Source organism: Mesorhizobium sp. M1D.F.Ca.ET.231.01.1.1, from assembly GCF_003999155.2.
Classification (GTDB): Bacteria; Pseudomonadota; Alphaproteobacteria; order Rhizobiales; family Rhizobiaceae; genus Mesorhizobium.
The window spans coordinates 39,711-61,061 of record NZ_RZOZ02000017.1; the positions used below are offsets into that span (position 1 = coordinate 39,711).

Consider the following 21,351-nt stretch of genomic DNA (forward strand, 5'->3'; position numbering starts at 1 on the left):
ACAAATGTATAGTTGTTCAATTTGTGCAAGTAATAACGGCTATTTAGTGATAAAAATACAACTAATACTGGTACATATTGCAGTGGAACGGAATTTGAACTTGCGCTATTCCGCCCGGTGAATAGCGTTCGAACCGGGAAGGATGCATCGCGATGCGCATCTTTTTCGATCGTGGGGATAGGGAACGGTTCGTCTATCGACGTCCTCGCCCTTTTCAAATCATTCAAGGAGATCAAGTATGAACATCAAGAGCCTACTTCTCGGCTCCGCTGCGGCCCTGATCGCAGTTTCCGGTGCGCGCGCCGCCGACGCCGTCGTCGTCGCCGAGCCGGAACCGGCTGAATACGTCAAGATCTGCGACGTCTACGGCGCTGGCTACTTCTACATCCCCGGCACCGAAACCTGCCTGCGCATTGGCGGCTATGTCCGTTACGACATCAGCGCTGGCGATGTCGGCAGCTTCGATGGCGCACGTTCGACAGACGTTCTCAACGGCAAGGACCAGGGCACCTGGCACAAGAACGCCCGCTTCGCGCTGAAGACCTGGACCGGCCAGGAAACTGAGCTCGGCACGTTGAAGACCTACACCCAGACGAAATTCAACTTCGGCAACAGCGCCTACTACGCTGGCGAAGACGGCAATCAGGCCCACAACAAGGGCGTTACGATGGATTTTGCCTGGATCCAGCTTGGTGGGCTCCGGGTCGGTTTGGATGATTCGGCCTTTGACTCGTTCATCGGCTATGCCGGCAACGTTCTCAACGACACCATCGTTCCTTATGGTGATTTCTCCACGAACCTCATCCAGTACAACTTTGATGCCGGCAACGGCTTCTCGGCCGTGATCTCGCTCGAAGAAGGTTCGGTCGACGTCAATAATGTCTTCTACGTGGGCACGATCGACAGCTATGTTCCGCATGTCGTCGGCGGTGTGAAGTACACGCAGGGCTGGGGTGCCATCGCCGGCGTCGTCGCCTATGACAGCAACTACGAAGAATGGGCCGGCAAGGTTCGAGCTGACTTCAACGTGACCAGCGAGCTGTCGCTGTTCGCCATGTTCGGCTACGGCACCGACAAGAATTCGCTCGATTTCGCAAGCGGTCGCGACTTCTACAAGCAGTGGGGCGGTCACTGGGCCTGGTGGGCCGGCGGTACCTACAAGTTCAATCCCAAGACGTCGTTCAACCTGCAGGTTTCGGGTGACCAGGACAAGAACTATGGCGTGGCGGCTAACGTCGCTTACGACGTCGTCCCCGGTCTCACGGTCACCGCGGAAGTTGACTACGATCACTACGGTCACTTCAACGACGGCACGCCGTTCGGCAACTGGACCGCTGCCGACAAGAAGAACAGCATCGGCGGCCTCCTCCGCTTCCAGCGCTCGTTCTGAGGATTGAAGGGCCGTTCGCCGCGTTCGAAGCGGTAACTGCGAGCCTTCAATTTGTGGCTGAACCATTGTGGTGAGGCTTGAAGAAATTGTCGGGGAAGTGCTTGATCACGGACCTCCAATCCGAGCATTTCGTCGATGAGAAGGGGCGCCCTGTTCCCGGGCGCCCTTTTTTTGCGGGTCGTCATCAGACTCGCGTGAGCGAGACAGATCGGCAGCATCCGGCCGCAAGCCGGTAGCGCATCGCATTGATCACCTCACCCTCGAGCGGACGGCTCAACGCTCAGATCAGTTCCCATGCCTGGTCCGTCAGATTTGGACGAGTGGCACTGGTTTTCTCGGCGATCTTTGCCATCTGGCCGAGCTTGCGACCTCATAAACCACCGCGCCGAAGGGACATTTGCAACTAGCCGGCATAGGGGCGCCCGCGCGCCTTGTGGCGCGCGCCGGGTGCTCGTGAACCGAGCCCGCTTGTCTTCGGCAAGCTCAGGCGGTCTCGGCCCTGCGGCTTCGCCCCCTGGCGAGAGGCAGCCTTTCGGCTGCTGACGGTCGCCGGCCTCTCGGCCGGCGTGGTTTTTTGTGCTGGCCTTCCCCGGTGGCGCGGGGTGGGCGGCACTCCCTTCTAGGCCCGCCGCGGCATCCCGCAACCCTTCGCTTGCCGCTCCGGGTCCTCCTCTTCGTTCCGGTCCTTCGGATGCGGTTCGCCTTTGACGTCGGGCCTTTCCGGTCGCTTTCGCCGCCCACCCCGCTTCCGGGGAGGGCGCGGAATTGAAGAGCGGAGGACCAGACGATGCGTGCAAACAGCAAGCGTTCCGGCAGCCGAAAGGCTGGCGCGGGCAGCGGCGGGCGCACGGGTGCCAGCCTTTATCAGGAAATCACCGACCGCATCATCGCCGAACTGGAGCGCGGCACCGTGCCATGGGTCAAGCCATGGGGCAGCGCAAAGGCCGGCCTCGGCCTGCCGAAGAACGCGGCCAGCGGGCGCGCCTATTCCGGCATCAATATCCTGATCCTTTGGGGCGCGGTCATCGAGCGCGGTTTCTGTAGCCAGAACTGGCTCACCTTCCGCCAGGCGCTTGCGCTTGGCGGCAATGTCAGGAAGGGCGAACACGGCACCACCATCGTCCATGCCGACCGCTTTGTTCCCAAGGACGAGAAGGAACGCGCCAAGGCCGATGGTGACGAGCCGCAGGCGGTGCCTTATCTGAAGCGCTTCACCGTCTTCAATGTCGCGCAGTGCGACAACCTGCCCGACCACCTCTATGCCGCCGCCCAACCGCTGCCAGAACGCGAGATGATCCCGCAGGCCGAGGCGCTGATTCATGCAACCGGCGCTGACTTTCGCATCGGCTGCGATCGCGCTTTCTACATGCCGGGCAGCGACTTCATTCAGGTGCCGCCGCAGCCCGCTTTCTTCCACCAGATCGACTATTACCGCAGCTGCTTCCACGAGCTTGGCCACTGGACCGGACACCCGACGCGGCTTGCGCGCGATCTTTCCGGTTCGTTCGGCTGCAAGGCCTATGCGCGCGAGGAACTGGTCGCCGAAATCGCCGCCGCCTTTGTCTGTACCACGCTCGGCATCGAGCCGACCGTGCGCCATGCCGACTACATCGGCTCATGGCTGACGGTGCTGCGCGAGGACAACCGCGCCATCTTCCGCGCCGCCAGCTACGCCTCGAAAGCCGCCGATTTCCTGCTCGGCGCTAACGCCGATGCCCAAGGCAGCGATCAGCAGGAGATCGCGGCATGAGTGCGCGCAATCCCCAAACGCTGCCGACCGAGACGACGCCGGAAGGCGACGAGACCCTCATTCCGGTGAGCGGCCCGTCAACACGCGCGACCGATTTTGCCTTCTCACGAACGCGCCGATGCGCCCGCGCGCGGAGCAGAAATCACCCGATCTCGGCCTCTTGGACGAGTGCATACGCAACCAAACCGACCTGTTCTGACAAGGAACTTTGCCATGATCCTGATCACCGACGACCTTTGCGCCCAACTGCTCGCCAATGGCGCGGCCGACAAGGAAAACGACCATGTTCCGGTGCTGAAACTGTTCGATCCGACCGGGCCGGCGACCTGGCTTCTGACCGAACTCGATATGGACGGCGACACACTGTTCGGGCTTTGCGACCTCGGATTCGGCTTTCCGGAACTCGGCAACGTCAGCCTTGCCGAACTTGAAAGCGTCAAGGGCCGGCTTGGGCTCGGCATCGAGCGCGACCTCTATTTTCAGGGGCGGTTTCCGCTCTCTGTCTATGCCGAAGCCGCGCGCCACGCCGGCCACATCACCGAGGAGGAGCGTCTGCTGCAACAGGCAGCAGACGGGCTTGCAAAACCCCATTCCGAGCTTCCGCCGGATACGGCGGAACAGACGCGCCGCTAGGTGCGAAAACCGTCCCGCCCGCGCCGGCCTCGTGGCCTTTGCGGCGGGGAAACCTCAACCAAACCGAAGGAGACAAATCATGCAGCTTGCCCATATCCCAATTGATCGGTTGAACATTTCCGCACTCAACATGCGCCACGGCAAACGCGCGCCGGATATCTCCGATATCCTGCCGTCCGTTCGCGCGCGCGGCGTCCTCGTGCCGCTTCTGGTGCGGCCCAACGGTTCGCCCGAAACCTTCGAGATCGTCGCCGGACGGCGACGCTATTTCGCCGCCAAATCGCTCGCCGACGAGCGCGGCGAAAGCGATGCCTTGCCCTGCGCCATCATGGAGGATGGCGACGACGCCGATGCGCTCGAAGCCTCGCTCATCGAAAACATCGCCCGCCTCGATCCCGACGAAGTCTCGCAATGGGAAACCTTCTCCCGTCTGATCCGCGAAGGCCGCGCCATTGCCGACATCGCAGCCACCTTCGGCCTCACCGAGCTTCAGGTGAAACGCGTTCTGGCGCTCGGCGAGCTTCTGCCCAAAATTCGCGAAGCCTACCGCCGCGAGGAAATTGACGCCGAGACGGCGCGCTATCTCACCATGGCGTCCAAAGCGCAGCAGAAGGACTGGCTGGCGCTTTATGCCGATCCCGAACAATACGCGCCGCGCGGCTTCCAGTTGAAGCAATGGCTGTTCGGCGGCCAGTCGATCTCCACCAAGGTGGCGCTGTTCGCCATAGAGGACTATCCCGGCCTCATCGTCTCCGACCTGTTCGGCGAGGACAGCTATTTTGCCGATGCCGACCTGTTCTGGCTAAAGCAGAACGAGGCGATTGCCGCCCGACGCGACGCCTATCTTGAGGCCGGATGGGCGCAAGTGAACGTGCTCGAACCCGGCCAGTATTTCCACTCATGGGACCACGAAAAGACGCCGAAGAAAAAGGGCGGCAAGGTCGTCATTACCGTCTCGCATCGCGGCGAGGTCGAGTGTCACGAGGGCTGGCTGTCGCGCAAGGAAGCGCGCCGCGCCCGCGCCAATGAAGGGGGCGGCGAGCAGGAAGAACAGGTCGCAAAGCCGTCACGACCTGAACTCACCGGACCGATGCAGAACTATGTCGACCTGCACCGTCATGCCGCCGTGCGCACCGCGTTGCTCGACCATCCCGCCATTGCCCTGCGCCTCATGGTGGCGCATGCGATTGCCGGTTCAAGCCTGTGGCAGGTGCGCTGCGAGCCGCAGCGCGCCGCCAACGAGACGGTCGGCGCCAGCGTGGCGGCCTGCAAGGCCGAAGCCGCCTTTGCCGAAAAGCGGCGCGAGGTTTTGGCGCTGCTCGGGCAACCGGACGAGGACGGCGCGGTCGCAGGCGGCAATGGCGACGCCTTCGCCCTCGCCAGCGTCTTAGCAAAGCTGGTGGCGCTCTCCGACGACGATGTCTTGCGCGTTCTCGCCATCGTCATGGCCGAGACGCTCGAAGCCGGTAGCGCCGTCATCGAGGCGCTCGGCAATCATCTGAATGTCGACATGTCCGCTTGCTGGCAGGCCGACGACGCGTTTTTCGAGTTGTTGCGCGACAGGGAAATCGCCAATCTGATGCTCGCCGATATCGGCGGCAAGCCTGTCGCCGACGGCAATGTTTCGGAGAAGGTGAAGACGCAAAAGAAGATCATCCGCGACTTTCTCGCGGGCGAGAACGGCAGGGAAAAAGTCGACGCCTGGCTGCCGCGCTGGATGAAATTCCCTGCCCAAAGCTACACCAATCGCGGCGGCTTCCGCACCGCCGACCAGTGGGCCAAGGTACGGCACCTGTTCGTGTCGGAATAATCGACCAAGCCCCAGGCGGCGGCACTTCGAGAGCCGCCGCTTGGGGCACCTTCTCGGGCGGTACCGGCCGCACTTTTGGGACTTTTCGGTGCGCACCGTACGCGCAATCTCGACGTCAGTTCGATGCATCTCGCCAGCCCTGCGCCACGTGGGAATGCTCGCAGAGGCGCATCTCGGATAAGCACGTCCCCGCTGGCTGCGGTGTCTGAAGCCGTGCCAAGCTCGGTACCCGCCGCGCCGCCTGCTTGCCGTGTCAGCCGATCGCGCAACTGTCTCCCAAGCGTGTTTTAGGACCATTTCCCTGCGGCTGGCTTGTCGACCTATGGGCGATCCGGCCCGCCCGAAACCCTCGGCCGGCGGCTTTTTTCCCCGCCGCCTGCGGCGGCTCCTCGCGCCGCTTCGCTTCAAAAAAGCCGCCCGCTCGGGTCCTTCGCTGCCGCTGCGGCCCTATCGGGTTCAGGCGGGCCGGATGCGCCCATCACGGTCCGCCATCGCAGGGGAATGGTCCCCGGCGACAGCAAAACAGGAGACCAACATGACCGCGATCGGATACGTCACCAAGCAGGACAATGGCGGCTACAAGGGCCAGCTCAAGACGCTCAGCGTCCGCGCCGACATCGACATCGTGCCCAACCAGGCCAAGAGCGCCGACACCCATCCCGACTTCCGGGTGCTGACCCAAGGCGTCGAAGTCGGCGCCGGCTGGATCCGCATCGGCGAGGCTTCCGGCAAGGACTATGTGAGCCTCTCCATCGCCGCCCCGGAGTTCGGCCCGCGCAAGCTCTACGCCAATCTCGGCCGCGCCGCCGGCCAGGACGATGACGACACCTACGCCATTATCTGGAATCCCGTCGACTGAACGGCGGACACTGGAGCCTCGCGCCGCAGCCGGCGCGGGGCTCACCTCAAAAAAAGCGGCGAAAACTCGCCCCCGACTCTTCGCCCGTCCCCGACGCGATCCCGCTCGCCCATCCTCGCCGTCGCTTCTCCTTGAAGACACGAGGATCATCATGGACGACGAAAACGAACGCGCCGCCCGCGCCAAGAAGGGCAGCCCGTTTCTGAACACAGCGCAAGCCGCCTTCTATATCGGGCTCTCCCAACGCACGCTCGAAAAGATGCGGCTCAAGGGCGGCGGCCCGAAATTCCGCAAGCACGGCCGCTATGTCCGCTATCACATCGACGAGCTCGACGAATGGTCGAAAGGCCATCCCCAGGACGCTACTTCCGAGCACGGTTCCGCGCCGTCCGACGAGGGAGGCCAGTCGTGAACCGGAGCCCTTCCATCCGTCTGATCGGCAGCGCCTTGCGGCGCGTTCGCGCCCGCAAGACGATCGCCATTGCCGCGATTGGCCTCGGCCTTCTGGGCTTCACCACGCTCGCAAAACCCACGCCCTTGCTGGTCTGGAACGCCTCCGCCAGTGCGCCGGTCGGGCTTTATCGAGTCGCTGCCGGAGCCCCCGCGCGCGACGATCTCGTGCTCGTCCGCACGCCCGATTTCGTGGCCTATCTCGCCGACCAACGCGGCTATCTGCCCCGCAGTATACCGCTGGTTAAACGCCTTGCCGCGCTGCCCGGCGAGCATGTCTGCGCCTTCCACGACGCGATCATCATCGGCGGCGACATCGTCGCGCGCCGGCTCAAGGTCGACGCCAAGGGCCGAACTTTGCCCCTGGTGGAATGGCTGCCGGGCGCTCGGCCATAACGAGGTGTTCCTGCTCGGCAGTGAGACAAATCACTCCTTCGATAGTCGCTATTTCGGGCCGGTGTCGGCCGAAAATGTCATCGGGAGGCTCGTGCCGCTATGGACCGAGTGACCCTCCTGCTGTTCGGCGTGCTCGCTATCGCGCCATGCGCCTGTTCCGCCTCGACCGGCGCCGAGCCGGTCGCCATCTCCCAAACTCCGCAGCTGCGAAACTGGCAGGAGTTCGTGGCGGAAGCGAGCCGGCGTTTTCGTCTTCCCAAGGCCTGGATCTACGCCGTCATGGATGCCGAAAGCGGCGGCAACACGATGCGCGATGGCCACCCCATCACCTCGAGCGCCGGCGCGGTCGGCCTCATGCAGGTGATGCCCGGCACCTATGCGGAGATGCGGGTCGAACACGGCCTTGGGCCTGATCCGCACGATCCGCGCGACAATATTCTCGCCGGAACAGCCTATCTGCGCGCCATGTATGACCGCTTCGGATTTCCAGGCCTGTTTGCCGCCTACAACGCAGGCCCCGCGCGCTACGACGACCATTTGCAGCATGGAAAACTCCTGCCAAGGGAGACCGTCGACTATCTCAAACAGCTCAAGGCGGCCGGAGTTTCAGGCGACGACATCGACAAGTCCAACGGCAAATCTGTCGCTCCAAAGGCGCAAAACGCTCCCTCCGGACGGTCGCTGTTCTTCCTCCAGGATGGTATTCGCGCCCGCGCGCGAAACGCGGATCTCTTCGTCCCGCTCGGCAAGGAAGGCGGGCTGCCGAAAGAGCCGGATCACTAGCGGTGGCGGGCGGGGCGCGTCCAGAGGGGGCGGGGCGCGTAAGGCAAGATAAAGGCACCGCCTCCACGAGCCGGCCAAGTCGTTGTCTGCACATCGTTTTTACTGGAGGCTCCCTCCTGCGTCAGGAGAGCAGGGACCCGCAAGTGGCTGATTCGACTCTGTTGCGGCCGGAGGCTGGGCATGAAGGATGACGAGTTCCGACCGAAGCTCGGCAAGATAGGCGCCCGCGGCTCCAAGGCCGGCAAACGCTATGCCGGCCAGCTCCGTGCGGCGATCAACAGGGCCGGCGGCCGGCCGCAGCACGGCGGACGCTTCACCGGAAGCCGGGCAGGGCGCGGCGGGGCCGCCGCGGCGCTGCTTAAATCGCGCGATCGTTATGCCGCCTTCCGGCAGCGGCGGGTCGTCGTCAAGGCGCGGATCGTCAAGCTCGCCGGCAAGGGCGCGGACGGGGCGCGTGCGCACCTGCGCTATCTGCAGCGCGACGGCGTCACCCGCGAGGGCGAACCTGGCGAGCTCTATGGCGCCGACAGCGACCGCGTCGACGGCAAGGCGTTCCTCGATCGCGCAAACGGCGACCGGCATCAGTTCCGCTTTATCGTGGCACCCGAGGACGGCATCGAGTACGAGGACCTCAAGCCGCTCACCCGGCGCCTTATGGCGCAGATGCAAGAAGACCTCGGCACGAAGCTCGACTGGGTGGCCGTCGACCATTTCAACACCGGCCATCCGCACAGCCATATCATCGTTCGCGGCAAGGACGACCGCGGCGACAATCTCGTCATCGCGCGTGAGTATATTTCGAGCGGCATCCGCGAGCGCGCCGCCGAGCTGGTCAGCCTCGATCTTGGTCCACGCACCGATCGCGAGATCGAGCAGCGCCTGCGCCAGGAAATCGAGCAGGAACGCTTTACCAGCATCGACCGTCGGCTGCTCAGCATTCGGGATGATGACGGCCTGGTCTCGCCGGCGAGCGGCGACGCCTTTCGGCAGACGCTGCACCAAGGCCGCCTGCGCAAGCTCGAGCGCATGGGGCTGGCCGAGGAAGTCGGCGCTGGCGCCTGGCGTCTCGGTGATGAGCTCGAAACGACGCTGCGCCGTATTGGCGAGCGCGGCGACATCATCAAGACCATGCACCGCGAGCTGAGCGGCAAGGGGCTCGCCCGCAGTGCCGCCGATTGGGCAATCCACGATCGATCCGGCGAGCCGATCCAACTTCTCGTCGGTCGCGTCGTCGCGCGCGGGCTGGCCGACGAAATCAATGACCGGCATTACCTGATCGTCGAGGGCGTCGACGGCAAGAGCCATTGGATCGACATCGGCAGAGGCGAGGCGATAGAACCGATGCCTGATGGCTGCATCGTGCGTGTCGCGCCGAGGAACACCGAGCCGAGGCGGGTTGACCGCACCGTCGCCGAAGTCGCCGGCGCGCATGGCGGTCGCTACAACGTCGATATCCATCTGAGGCATGATACATCCGCCACCGAGAGCTTTGCGCAAACGCATGTACGGCGGCTGGAGGCGATCCGCCGCGCGACCGGCGGCGTCGAGCGAGAGCCGAACGGCACCTGGCTCGTCTCGCCAGACCATCTCGATCGTGTCACGGAATACGAGCGCCAGCGGGCCAGGGCCGAGCCTGTCGTTGTCGACAAGCTCTCATCAATGCCGCTGGAGCGCCAAGTTACCTTCGACGGCGCCACCTGGCTCGACCGGGAGCTGGGTGCGGAGAGACCGGAGGCGTTGCGCGACTCTGGGTTCGGGCGTGAGGTTCGCGAGGCGCAAGCCCGCCGGCGGCAGTGGCTGATCGCGCAAGGCCTCGCGCATGAAGAGCAGGATCGGATCGTCTATCGCGCCAACATGCTTTCGATGTTACGGCAGCGCGAACTGAACCGTGTTGCCGGGCAGCTGTCGGAGGAGCTTGGACTGTCTTATGTCGAAGCCCGGTCTGGAGACGAGTGGAGGGTAGGCTCCGTCGCTCCGTCGAGCTTGCCAGCGGAAAATAATGCCGTCCTTGAAAAGTCGCGAGAGTTCACGCTGGTGCCATGGCGGCCGGTGCTCGAGCGGCACATCGGCAAGGAGGTTTCCGGGATCGTGAGCGGGGAGGGGATTTCATGGACCATCGGCCGGCAGAGGAGCGGGCCTACTGTATCGTGACATGGCTGCACGGAATCGTCGCCGGCGCGCCCGAAGTGACGGGCGCGGCGGACTGGAATAAGCTGGACAAGGGATGAGCGATAAAGAGCGGGACGGCATAGTGGAGAAAGCGGCGAAGTCGGATCGGGTATCGTTGAACATTCTCGTCCGAGGAGCCGAAAAGACATTCGACAACGCGGAACGCCTTTTTGTCGAGGCGGAGCTCTTGGCGAAAGCAGGCGCTGTGGCACGGGCGCTGTGTCTGCATCAGATATCGCTCGAGGAATGCTCGAAGGTCGACAGCCTCGGTGCCTGGGCAGTCAGCCTGGTTGTCGGTTTTGACGTCGATCAGAAGAAGGTCCTGTCCGCCTTCGCGCGTCATGCGTCGAAGAACAAGTCCAATGCGTATATGCTCAAGGCATCCGAGGCGGAGAGTGAGGCCAGATTGCGTGGTGACTGGGACGGCGCGATGGCGGCATTCAAGGACAGCCAGGAGGCGTTTCACGAGAGATCAAATCAAGCCAAGAACGCCTCACTTTACGTCGACTGGATCGACGGTGAGTTTGCCGCCCCGAGTGAACGCATCAGCAAGGAGATGCTGGCCGAGATCACTGAAAGGAACGCAGAGTTTCTCGGTAACAGCCACAATTCGCTGAAGATGCTGAGACGTTTGGAAGAATCGCCAGACAAGATGCGAGGCCTGCTTTCGGGGTTCGTTGAGCAGGTCGAAAAGCTCCGCGAGGAAAAGCAGGACAACCCAATGGAAGCGATGGAGGCATTGCTGTCGAGCTTCCTTGAAGCCGGCATGCGCGAACTGAAGGGCTAGGGCGTCGCTTAGTGAAAATCCCGGCTCCTCACCTATTTGCAACGTGGGGTCAACGAGGTCACGTGGTCTGAAGCCCCTGGGTAAGCTCCGCGGATCGACTCCCGGTCCCCTGTGACGAGCTTCGTCGCCTCGCCCATGCGGAAGGGGAAACGGCGTCTCGCGGTTGCCCACACTGGCAAGGTCCCCCGAAAGGTCGATGAGTTGGTGTGCAACGAGATGGACCACTTCGCCCTCACGCTGAATCTTGCCGCGAACGCTGAGCATAGAGGAGGAGAGCAGCACGCGGCGATACTTCTCGAAAACCTTGACCCAGACGACGACATTGGCAGAGCCGGTCTCGTCTTCCATCGTCAGGAACATCACGCCCTTGGCCGAGCCGGGCCGCTGACGGACAAGAACAAGGCCGGCCGCCTCCAGCCAGCGTCCGTCGCGCGCCTGCATCGCTTCCCTGCAGGTGACGATGGCGCGCCGGGCAAGGTCACTGCGCAGGAACGAGAGCGGATGGTTGCGCAGGGTGAGACCGACATGCCGTAATCCTCGACCACTTCCCGACCGGCCGTCATCGGCCGAAGCGACAAAGCGGGCTCATGGATTTCCGAGACTGTCTTCTGTTCGCGCGCCGAGGCGGCGGCAAAGAGGGGCAGGGGTTCGTCGCGCAACCCCTTGAGTGCCCATAGAGCTTCGCGGCGCGCGAGACCGAGGCTGGAACGGAAGGCATCCGCCTCGGCCAGTTGGACCAGAGCTGCCGACGGCATGCCAGCGCGATGCCAGAGATCGTCGATGGATGCGAAGGGCTCGTCAGTCCGGGCTGCTACGATCGCCGCCGCGTCCGCATTGGCTAGCCCTTTGACGAGGCGCAGGCCGAGGCGGACGGCGAAGCGTCCGTCCTCGCCAATCGGCTCCAGCGTGCAATCCCACCGGCTCGCATTGATGCAGACCGGCCGGATCTCAACCCCGTGGGCCTGGGCATCGCGCACGATCTGGGCCGGCAGGTAAAAGCCCATTGGCTGGGAATTGAGCAGCGCACAGCAGAAGACCTCGGGATGGTGGCATTTCATCCAGCTCGAGGCATAGGCGATGAGCGCGAAGCTGGCAGCATGGCTTTCGGGAAAGCCGTAGCTGCCAAAGCCTTCGAGCTGCTTGAAGGTGGTCGCGGCGAATTCCGGCGTATAGCCGTTGGCGATCATGCCGCCGATCAGCTTGTCGCGAAATCTGCTTACGCCGCCAGTGTGCTTGAAGGTCGCCATGGCGCGGCGCAGCTGGTCGGCCTCGCCGGCACTGAAGCCGGCGCAGACCATGGCGACCTGCATGGCCTGCTCCTGGAACAGAGGGACGCCCAAGGTCTTGCCGAGCACGCGCTCGAGCTCGGGGGTCGGGAACTCGACCGGCTCCTTGCCCTCCCGGCGGCGCAGATAGGGGTGGACCATGTCGCCCTGAATCGGACCGGGGCGGACGATGGCGACCTCGACCACCAGGTCATAGAAGGTGCGCGGCTTGATGCGGGGCAGCATCGACATCTGGGCGCGGCTCTCGATCTGGAAGACCCCGATCGTGTCCGCCTTGCGGATCATGGCGTAGGTCGCCGGATCTTCGGCCGGGATGGTGGCCAAGTCGAGGGTCATGCCCTTGTGCTCGGCCAGCAGATCGAAGCTGCGTTTCATACAGGTGAGCATGCCAAGCGCCAGGACGTCGACCTTCATGAATTTGAGAATGTCGATGTCGTCCTTGTCCCACTCGATGACCTGGCGATCGGCCATGCGGGCGGGCTCGATCGGCACCAAGTCGTCGAGCCGGTCATTGGTCAGAACGAAGCCGCCGGGATGCTGTGACAGATGCGGGGGCGTGCCCTCGAGCTGTTGCGCCAGTTCGAGCGTCAGCCGCAGCCTCCGATCGGCCACGTTGAAATTGAGCTCTCGAGCGCGCGTCTCGTCGATGCCTTCGCCGTGGCCCCAGACCTGGGGCGAGAGCAACTTGGTGACGTCCTCGGGCAGGCCGAGAGCCTTGCCAATGTCGCGGACCGCACCTTTGGTGTGATAGCGCACCACGGTCGAGCAGAGGGCACTGTGGTCGCGGCCATAGGTCTCATAGACCCACTGCATGACGATTTCGCGCCGCTCATGCTCGAAAACGACATCGATATCCGGGGGCTCGTTGCGCTCCTGCGAGACAAAGCGCTCGAAAAGGAGATTGTTGCGCTCGGGATCGATGCTGGTGATGCCAAGCACGTAGCACACGGCGGAGTTCGCTGCCGACCCTCTGCCCTGGCACAGGATGTCCCTGCTGCGCGCGAACTGCACGATGGCGTTCACGGTCAGGAAGTATGGGGCGTATTGCAGGATCTCGATCAGGCGCAGTTCATGCTTGATGACAGCCACCACCTTGTCGGGGACGCCCTCGGGATAGCGGCGCTCCGCGCCTTCCCAGGTGAGCTTTTCGAGCGCCTGCTGCGCCGTCAGCCCGGGCAGCATCTTTTCCTCGGGATACTGGTAGGCGAGTTCGTCGAGCGAGAAGCGGCACTGCCGGGCAATCTCGACCGTACGCGCAAGCGCCTCCGGATAGCGCGAAAACAGGCGTTCCATCTCCTCGGGCGGCTTGAGATAGCGGTCGGCGTGGCGCTCGCGCCGAAACCCCAACTCGTCGATGGTGATGTTGTGGCGAATGGCGGTCACTACGTCCTGGAGGATGCGCCGGCCGGGCTCGTGAAACAGAGCGTCGTTCGTCACCACCGTCGGCACCCTCATTTGGACGGCAAGGTTTGCGAGTTCGTGCAGCCGGACCTGGTCATTGGGTCGGCGACGCAAGGTGAGGGCCAGATAGGCGCGATCGCTGAAGGTCTCCCGCAGGCGACGCAGTTGCATCGCGCAGTTGTCGTCAGCCCGATCGGGAACGAGAACGGCGATCAGGCCCTCGGCATAGTCGGCCAGGTCGCTCCATTCGAGATGGCATTGGGCCTTGCCGCCGCGTTTCTTGCCGAGGGTCAGCAGCCGGCACAGACGCGAATAGGCGGCCCGATCGGTGGGATAGACGAGCAGGGACATGCCGTCGACGAGATCGAGGCGACAGCCGACGACGAGCCTGACGCCGGTGTCCTTGGCGGCCTGATGTGCCCGCACAATGCCGGCTAGAGAATTTCGGTCGACTACAGCCAAGGCCTCAATGCCGAGCGCCGCCGCCTGCGCGAACAGCTCAACGCAAGAGCTGGCGCCGCGCAGGAACGAGAAATGGCTGGTCACCTGCAATTCGGCATAGCGCGGGGTGGTCATGCGAAGACCCCGTGCAGGAACCATTTGTGCGAGCCGGTCTCGCGATCCTCGCCGTCACCGGCGCGGTAGATCCAGAAGCGCTCGCCGGACTCGTCCTCCACCTGGAAATAGTCGCGCACGGCGATTAGTTCGGCGTCGCGCTGCCACCATTCACCGAAAACGCGTTCGGGACCGTCTGCCCGCGCGACGCGATGCCGGATGCCGCGCCAACTGAACCAGACCGGCGGATGGTCGGGTAGCAGCGCCATGGTCTCAATGGGTTCGGGGTGGGTCAGCAGACGCGCCGGGCGAGGCCAGTCACTGGGCGAACTCGTCCCGTCGTCCGGCGCATTCGGTGCGATGCGGCGGACTGAGCGTTCGGGCACGTCACTCTCGACCGGGGCAAAGCGGTAGAGCCGCTGCTCGCCGATACGGTTGGCAAGCACGTCGATGAGATCGGTAATGTCGGGCTCCGGCTCCTCGACCAGTGAGGAGATGATCTGCTTGGCTCCGAAGGGCTCGGCGAGCGTTGCGGCCAGGGTCATCACCTCGATGCCGAAACCGGGATCGACGCTCTCGATCCGGTCGGTAAGGAGACGGGTCAGCCGTTTGACATCGCGCACTGGCACGGCGGTGCCGACGCGAATGGCCTCGATGCGGTTGTCGACACGATGAAACAGGAGGTCTAGCCGGCGTGGCCGAGCCCCTTGGCCTCGAGCGCTTCGCAAAGCGCCGCGACGAGCTTGCCGATATAGCGGGCTATGGTCTCGGCGGCGCCGATAGGCTCGCCGAAGGCCCGGCGAACCTCGATGAGTTCGGGAGAGCGGGCGGGCTCGAAGGGTTCGCTTCGCCGCCCCATGGCCTGGTCCAGGCGACGGCCGAGTTCGGGCCCGAAGCGCAGGGTGAGAGAGGCGCGCGCCTCGATACCGGAGGACGCCATGCGCGAGACGAGTCCCTCGAGCATGGCGTCCTCACCGCCATGCAGATGGTCGGTGCCCGTGGTGTCGATGATCAGGCCATCGGGCGGATCGGCGGCGACGATTGGCGCATAGCGCAGCGACCAGAGCGCCATTCTATCGAGTGCCGCGTTATCGCCGGCGGCATCCAGGTCGAAGCTCTGCACGTTGGGCACCAGCACCTGGGCCTTGCTCGCCGGCATGCCGACGCGCAGGCCGGCCGCGCGCGCCCCCGCATCGGTGGCCAGCACGAGCCGCCGGTTTCCCTGCCGGCCGAGCATGATGACCGGGGTTTCAACCGAGGGCGCGGATTGGCCCATGGCGCGCCGCAGGCGATCGGTCGGCCAGGTCGGAAAATAGAGCGAGACGACCCTTGTCATCGCAGGCTTCCACTTCAAAATCGGCGCTTTCTCCAGCCCGCACCCGGATCAGCTCGAGCTGCCAGCGAGCGCGGCCGATACCGGGGACCGGCAGGGGGCGGGAGGGGAGCGCGGTGACCCGCCAGCGGGTGACCGCAGCGGTTGGTTGTCCAAAATCGGTCGCCTCGGTCTGTCGGCGCCAACGGCGGATGGCGATGCCGATGGCGCCGGAGGTTTCGGCGGCAAGTTGCAGTCGGCGGGAGGCGGTCATTGAGAGCCGAGCCAGTTCGGCAACGACGGCCCCGAGCCCGCCATGGCGAAGCCCTTCCTCGAAACAGGCGAGCACGGAAGCTTCGTCGCCGGCCTCGACATAGACGACGCGGCCTGGGAGCAGACCGGCCTGGGCGAGGGCGGGCGCAAAGAGATCCTGCCGCGTAACGCACCACAGCACCTTGCCCTTGGTTCGAGCGGTAATGCCGGCGGCAAAAAGCGCCGCCGCGGCGCCATCGATCGCTCCGTTTCGGCCGCCGGCGATCTCGTGCAGCGCGCCGAGCGCCAGCCCGCCTCCCGGCAGGACCTTGTCGATGGCGGGAACGCCGAAGGGAAGCGACGCACGGTTACGCGTCGGCCCGCCCTCGAGGCGCGCGATTCGCTCGCGAAGCGCGGCGATAGCAGGGCTGGCGGCCGGCTGACCCATGGACGAACCACTCTCAAACTGTCTTCCCAACGAATTTCGGGGCTGATATGTTCCTTATTTGTTCTCTTGGGGCTGATGAGTCGATCGGGGTCGTTGCGTCGCTTCGAAAGTTGGATCGCAGACTGCACTCCATCGCGTTGCGGTCTATTTTCATATGCGGCAGGCGATGCGGGAAAGGGCGTTATGGGCGAGCGAATTGACAACGGCCAAGAAGCTGATGCGCCGAAGGCGAAAGGCATGGCCATTCTTCGCAAGATCATCCATGTCGATATGGATGCCTTCTTCGCCTCGGTCGAGCAGCGCGACAAACCGGACCTGCGTGGCAAGCCTGTGGCGGTTGGTGGCTCGGCGGCGCGGGGGGGCGTGGCCGCCGCCAGCTATGAGGCCAGAAAGTTCGGGGTGCGATCGGCCATGCCCTCGATCACCGCGAAGCGCAAATGTCCCGAACTGATCTTCGTGCCGCCGCGGTTTGACGCCTACCGGGCCGTCTCACAGCAGATACACGCGATCTTCGCCGAGCACACGCCACTGATCGAGCCGCTTTCGCTCGACGAAGCCTATCTGGACGTCACCGACAATCTTCAGGGCATCCCGGTCGCCACGACGATCGCGGAGATGATCCGCACGAAGATCAAGTCCGAGACCGGTCTGACAGCGTCAGCCGGCGTCAGCTACAACAAGTTCCTGGCCAAGCTCGCCTCTGGCCAGAACAAGCCAGATGGGCTGTTCGTCATCACTCCGAAAATGGGGCCGGCTTTTGTCGAGGCATTGCCCGTGCGGAAGTTTCATGGCGTTGGCCCGGCGACCGCCGACAAGATGGCCCGGCTCGGCATCGAGACAGGCGCTGACCTGCGTGCGCAGAGCCTGGTGTTCCTGGAGGAGAAGTTCGGGAAGGCAGGCCCGTACTATTACTGGATAGCCCGCGGCATCGACGAGCGTCCGGTGCGGGCCGATCGCGAGCGCAAGTCGGTGGGGGCCGAGGACACCTTCGTGAACGATTTGTTTGACCTCGAAAGTGCTCGCAGGGAACTGGCGCCATTGGTCCGAAAGGTCTGGCGCTATTGTGCGGAGCGATCGATCCATGGCCGGACCGTGACGCTCAAGGTGAAGTTCGCCGACTTTCAGCAGATCACACGCAGCCGAACGATCGGTGGCGTCATCGAGACGGAGACGGACCTGGCGACCGTCAGCGGCACACTCCTCGAACAGGTGTTTCCCGTCACCAAGGGGATACGCCTGCTTGGGGTGACGCTTTCGAACTTGAGCGGAACGCGAGCAGAGGCAGACGGCCAGATGTCGCTGACCATCTAGGACTGGCTGCTGTTACCGGACTGCTTTTCGGATCCGCTCGGTCAGGGTTTGTTCGACGTCGAAATAGCCTTCCCACGCGTCGTCGGACTGCCGAGCTCGCGCAGCGGACGCGTAGACGTCAAAGGCGCTGGCGCTTTTGAAGGCCGGCAATTCATCCCAGGTGACGGGTACGGCACAGGACGCTCCAGACCGGGCTCGGGTCGACCAGGGACATATTGCCGTGGCACCCTGGCCATTGCGCAGATAATCGAGGAACATACGGCCCTTGCGCCTCGCCTTGCTCATGTTCGCGACGAAGCGGGCCGGATCCGTGCGGGCCAGCAATTCGGCGAAGTCCTGGCAGAAGCTCTTGACCTCTTCCCAGTCGGCTTCGGGAACGAGTGGAACGACCACGTGAACGCCTTTGCCTCCGGACAGCAGCGGCCAGGATTGAAGGCCGAGCGCTTCCAGAACGCCCCGGATGTCGAGGGCTGCCTGCTTGACGTCGTTGAAACCAAGGCCCTCGTCGGGATCGATATCGAAGATCATGCGATGCGGCAGTTTCGGCTGCTGGCGCAGGCTGCCCCACACGTGGAATTCCAGCACGTTCATTTGGACGCCGGCGATCAGCCCCGCCAGATCGTCGACCCAAAGGATGCGTCTTTCCTTGCCGGACATCTTCTCCAAATGGCCGTCGTGGATGGCCTTGGGCATGCCTGGCAGCTTGTGCTTCTGAAAAAAGGTCTGCCGCAGATCGCCATCAGTGTCGCGCACCAGTGACAGCGGCCGATCCTGGATATGCGGCAACATCTTCTCAACGACCGCGGCGTAGTAGGCGGCGAGCGTAGCCTTTGTAACCTTGGTGCCGGGATACCTAACCTTGTCCGGATGCGTCAGCTTGACGCCGACCGCGACGGCGACCTCCTTGCCGATCGCCGGATCGAGATTGGCGGCGCCAGGCGTCGCCGGTGTCTTCGGCATTTCCATCGCCACCTGATCGGCTCGCTTGTCTTCGCGCATGCCCTGAAAGCTTGGATGTCGCAGGCTGCCATCTGGTGTGACCTCCGAATACGCAACCTCGGCAACAAGCTCGGGCTTGACCCATCTGGCTCGGCGCGCGATGTCCCGCGGTACGGAGGCGAAGGCCGGCTTATCGAGGCGACGCTTCTCAAGTTGCTCGAGGATGTTCTTGCGCATCGGCTGGGTGAAGCCAGTGCCGACGCGGCCACGATAGATCAGCTTGCCGTTCTCATAGGTACCCAAGATCAGCGATGCCATGCCGCGTCCGGTGTCGCTTGGGCGGTAACCGCCGACCACGAACTCCTGTCGTCTTGTGCACTTGATCTTGAGCCAGGTGGGGGCGCGGTCGCCGACATACCGGCTGTCCGCGCGCTTGGCGATGACACCTTCGTGGCCGCCGGCGCACATGGTGTCGAAGACTTTCTTCCCATTGTCGGCGATATGACTGGAGAATTGCAGGCTGTCGCCGGGCTCCCGCTTGCCCAGAAGGACCTCAAGTCTTTCCTTGCGGTCGAGGAGTGGACGGTTCGACAGATCGTCGCCGTTCAATTCGAGCAGATCGAAGGCATAGAACTTGAGCGGCATGCCCGCGGCGATGCCGGTTTTCAGCATGGAGAAATTGCTGCGACCCTGGCTGTCGATGGCCACGATCTCGCCATCGATAAGCGCGGAGCCCTTGGTCAGCGACCTCAGCGGCGGCACGATCACCTTGAACTGGCGGGTCCAGTCGTGGCCGTTGCGGGTATAGACCACGACCTCCGAGCCGGAGATCGCGGCCTGCGCGCGATAGCCATCGAACTTCATTTCGAAGAGCCAGTCGGCGCCCACCGGTATGTCGTCTGTCAGCGTGCAGAGCTGGAATGGGCGAAACTTGGGAAGCGCGTATGGAGGGATAGATTCCGAGTCCTTGCGCCGTGCGCGCTTCTTGCTGAGAGCGGCCTCTACGGCCGACATAGGGAACTCGCATACATTGTGCGATTCAATACTCTGACCTGAGATTCAGTTCCACTCCGCGCGTCTATCGATTGAACCGGAAGAGCCCGACCGCGTTGTTGGGAACTGCACGCAACCCCTTGGAGGAAGAAATGGCCACTACTCAAACAACTCGCGGACGTAGCCAGGACCGCGCGAAAGTCGCTGGTGGGCAGGATCATGAGGTGAAATACGAGGCGGGCAAGACTGGGGCCACCAAGGCTGGTGTCAAGTCGGCTGTGAAATCGGTCGGCAACAGTCGCAAGAAGGTCGAGGAAAAACTGGGCAAGAAGTGAGCCTCGGCCGCGAGGACAGATGGTCCGCATCGCCACCTTCAATGTGAACGGCGTCAATGGCCGGCTGCCCGTGCTCCTCAAATGGCTCAGGGCAAGGGACTACGACATCGTCTGCCTGCAGGAACTGAAAACGTCGGACGAGAAGTTTCCAGCCGACGCGATCCGCGAGGCGGGATACGGCGCGGTCTGGCATGGCCAGAAATCCTACAATGGAGTGGCCATTCTATCTCGGGGAATGGACCCGGTGGAACGCCGGCGCGGTCTGCCGGGCGATCCTGATGATACGCACAGCCGCTACATCGAGGCCGACGTGGACGGGCTTGTTGTCGGCTGCCTTTACCTGCCGAATGGGAATCCAGCGCCTGGTCCCAAGTTCGACTATAAGCTACGCTGGTTCGACCGTCTGATCAGCCACGGCCAAGTCCTGCTCAAAGAGGGAGCACCAACTGTGCTGTGCGGAGACTACAATGTCGTTCCAACCCCAATTGACGCTGTGGTGCCGCGACGATGGCTAGGCGATGCGGTTTACTTCCCCGAGAGCCGGCGAGCCTATGCCGAGATGCTTGAGAATGGGTGGATCGATGCGGTTCGACGCATTCATCCGGAGAAGGGCGTCTACACCTACTGGAATTTCTCCTACGGCGGTGGCTACGATAGGAGCTCTGGCTTCCGAATGGACCATCTGCTCATTAATCCCTCAGTTTCCGACAGGCTCCGCAACTCCGGTGTGGATGTCGAGTTGCGTGGTGAGGAAAAGCCGAGTGACCATGCGCCGGCTTGGATCGAACTTATCTAGCCCACGAGGCTGCGCGGGGTGCAAATAGCGCATTCCAGGCACCCCGAAGCTAACACCGGCTGAACTCATTAGTTGTTGTATGCTTGCACACGCCCAGGCAGGCATGAGGCCGCTTCATTGACAACGAGCGAAAGTAAAGAACTCCATTTCGACGATGTGGATAACAGACTCTACGGTAAGCTGCATGCTGCACGCCACGACTTGGCTGCTGCTCACAGCTACGGGCTGTTTATCTTAAAGAAGGGGTGGAATGGTCACCCGTATGGGCGCGCGTTCGGAGGGAGCAGGGGGTGGCCACAATTTCCCAAGGAGCTTCTGGATACCTACGACACAGCAGAAGCTGCGCTGCACATGAATGTCATTCGCCTGCGTCACCAAGTTTACGCTCATTCTGACTCCCAGAGCTACTATGTTCGACCCTGGCGATCCGACTACCATAGCGATATCGAGCAGGTGCCGATCTTGGAGTTCGATGCGGCGAGTACCCAAACGCTGGTTACGATGTCCCAGAAGATGATGGCGGCCATTGGCACGGCGATGCATCAGATAAAGGCTCGGTATCCTTAGATCGGTCACTGCGATGCAACCCCACGTCCGACATCCTTGCTGTCGACCCCAGTTGTAATCCTGCACCGATCCATCTGATTCGCGGCTCATTTCGCCTGTCGCCTTCCATGGCGAGATACTGGTATAGAA

General features: G+C 63.2%; 16 protein-coding genes and 2 pseudogenes. 14 read left to right on the plus strand and 4 right to left on the minus strand.

The features are described from left to right. The first annotated feature begins 238 nt into the window (after positions 1 to 238). From EN874_RS29920 to EN874_RS29965, 10 genes are all read left to right on the plus strand, one after another. Positions 239 to 1,390 (plus strand): porin, encoded by a 1,152-nt coding sequence (locus tag EN874_RS29920; protein ID WP_126101829.1) that lies wholly within the window; start codon positions 239 to 241, stop codon positions 1,388 to 1,390. 787 nt (positions 1,391 to 2,177) lie between these two features. Beyond that, the gene (locus EN874_RS29925; RefSeq protein WP_126101828.1) at positions 2,178 to 3,140 is read left to right on the plus strand and encodes a zincin-like metallopeptidase domain-containing protein; all 963 of its coding nucleotides are present in this window, start codon (positions 2,178 to 2,180) and stop codon (positions 3,138 to 3,140) included. A 213-nt stretch (positions 3,141 to 3,353) separates the two neighbouring features. Further along, the gene (locus EN874_RS29930) at positions 3,354 to 3,773 is read left to right on the plus strand and encodes a DUF2958 domain-containing protein (protein WP_126101827.1); all 420 of its coding nucleotides are present in this window, start codon (positions 3,354 to 3,356) and stop codon (positions 3,771 to 3,773) included. 79 nt (positions 3,774 to 3,852) lie between these two features. Continuing rightward, positions 3,853 to 5,583, plus strand: coding sequence for a ParB/RepB/Spo0J family partition protein (locus EN874_RS29935; protein ID WP_127229475.1), 1,731 nt, complete (start codon positions 3,853 to 3,855; stop codon positions 5,581 to 5,583). Between the two features lie 535 nt (positions 5,584 to 6,118). Further along, positions 6,119 to 6,442 carry a DUF736 domain-containing protein gene (locus tag EN874_RS29940; protein WP_126101826.1) on the plus strand — a complete coding sequence of 108 codons (324 nt, stop codon included), beginning with the start codon at positions 6,119 to 6,121 and terminating at the stop codon, positions 6,440 to 6,442. A gap of 151 nt (positions 6,443 to 6,593) precedes the next feature. Next, the gene (locus EN874_RS29945) at positions 6,594 to 6,854 is read left to right on the plus strand and encodes a helix-turn-helix domain-containing protein (RefSeq protein ID WP_126101825.1); all 261 of its coding nucleotides are present in this window, start codon (positions 6,594 to 6,596) and stop codon (positions 6,852 to 6,854) included. Beyond that, positions 6,851 to 7,288 (plus strand): S26 family signal peptidase, encoded by a 438-nt coding sequence (locus EN874_RS29950; protein WP_245464504.1) that lies wholly within the window; start codon positions 6,851 to 6,853, stop codon positions 7,286 to 7,288. The genes EN874_RS29945 and EN874_RS29950 overlap by 4 nt, the downstream gene beginning before the upstream one ends. Positions 7,289 to 7,387: 99 nt before the next feature. After that, on the plus strand, positions 7,388 to 8,071 hold the full coding sequence (locus EN874_RS29955; RefSeq protein WP_126101823.1) for a lytic transglycosylase domain-containing protein: 684 nt from the start codon (positions 7,388 to 7,390) through the stop codon (positions 8,069 to 8,071). Between the two features lie 180 nt (positions 8,072 to 8,251). Continuing rightward, positions 8,252 to 10,222, plus strand: coding sequence for a relaxase/mobilization nuclease RlxS (gene rlxS / locus EN874_RS29960; RefSeq protein WP_126101822.1), 1,971 nt, complete (start codon positions 8,252 to 8,254; stop codon positions 10,220 to 10,222). A 73-nt stretch (positions 10,223 to 10,295) separates the two neighbouring features. Next, complete coding sequence (locus tag EN874_RS29965; protein WP_126101821.1) at positions 10,296 to 11,027, plus strand: AbiV family abortive infection protein; 732 nt, start codon at positions 10,296 to 10,298, stop codon at positions 11,025 to 11,027. 120 nt (positions 11,028 to 11,147) lie between these two features. Here EN874_RS29965 and EN874_RS29970 read toward each other — a convergent pair. The 3 genes and pseudogenes from EN874_RS29970 to EN874_RS29980 all read right to left on the minus strand — a co-directional run. After that, a pseudogene (locus tag EN874_RS29970) lies at positions 11,148 to 14,290 on the minus strand (error-prone DNA polymerase); the annotation flags it as partial. After that, a pseudogene (locus EN874_RS29975) lies at positions 14,287 to 15,605 on the minus strand (DUF6504 family protein). The pseudogenes EN874_RS29975 and EN874_RS29970, both read right to left, overlap by 4 nt. Continuing rightward, the gene (locus EN874_RS29980) at positions 15,520 to 16,281 is read right to left on the minus strand and encodes an ImuA family protein (protein ID WP_126101820.1); all 762 of its coding nucleotides are present in this window, start codon (positions 16,279 to 16,281) and stop codon (positions 15,520 to 15,522) included. The pseudogene EN874_RS29975 and the gene EN874_RS29980 overlap by 86 nt, the downstream one beginning before the upstream one ends. 237 nt (positions 16,282 to 16,518) lie before the next feature. Between EN874_RS29980 and dinB the strand changes: the two genes are divergently transcribed. Beyond that, positions 16,519 to 17,592, plus strand: coding sequence for a DNA polymerase IV (gene dinB, locus EN874_RS29985; protein ID WP_245460077.1), 1,074 nt, complete (start codon positions 16,519 to 16,521; stop codon positions 17,590 to 17,592). Between the two features lie 12 nt (positions 17,593 to 17,604). Here dinB and ligD read toward each other — a convergent pair whose 3' ends face one another. Beyond that, the gene (ligD, locus tag EN874_RS29990) at positions 17,605 to 19,545 is read right to left on the minus strand and encodes a DNA ligase D (protein WP_126101818.1); all 1,941 of its coding nucleotides are present in this window, start codon (positions 19,543 to 19,545) and stop codon (positions 17,605 to 17,607) included. A gap of 131 nt (positions 19,546 to 19,676) precedes the next feature. Between ligD and EN874_RS29995 the strand changes: the two genes are divergently transcribed. From EN874_RS29995 to EN874_RS30005, 3 genes are all read left to right on the plus strand, one after another. Further along, on the plus strand, positions 19,677 to 19,859 hold the full coding sequence (locus tag EN874_RS29995) for a DUF3606 domain-containing protein (protein ID WP_126101817.1): 183 nt from the start codon (positions 19,677 to 19,679) through the stop codon (positions 19,857 to 19,859). A 19-nt stretch (positions 19,860 to 19,878) separates the two neighbouring features. Continuing rightward, positions 19,879 to 20,655 (plus strand): exodeoxyribonuclease III, encoded by a 777-nt coding sequence (gene xth, locus EN874_RS30000; RefSeq protein ID WP_126101816.1) that lies wholly within the window; start codon positions 19,879 to 19,881, stop codon positions 20,653 to 20,655. Positions 20,656 to 20,772: 117 nt separating this feature from the next. Then, on the plus strand, positions 20,773 to 21,222 hold the full coding sequence (locus EN874_RS30005; protein WP_126101815.1) for a hypothetical protein: 450 nt from the start codon (positions 20,773 to 20,775) through the stop codon (positions 21,220 to 21,222). Positions 21,223 to 21,351: the final 129 nt, after the last annotated feature.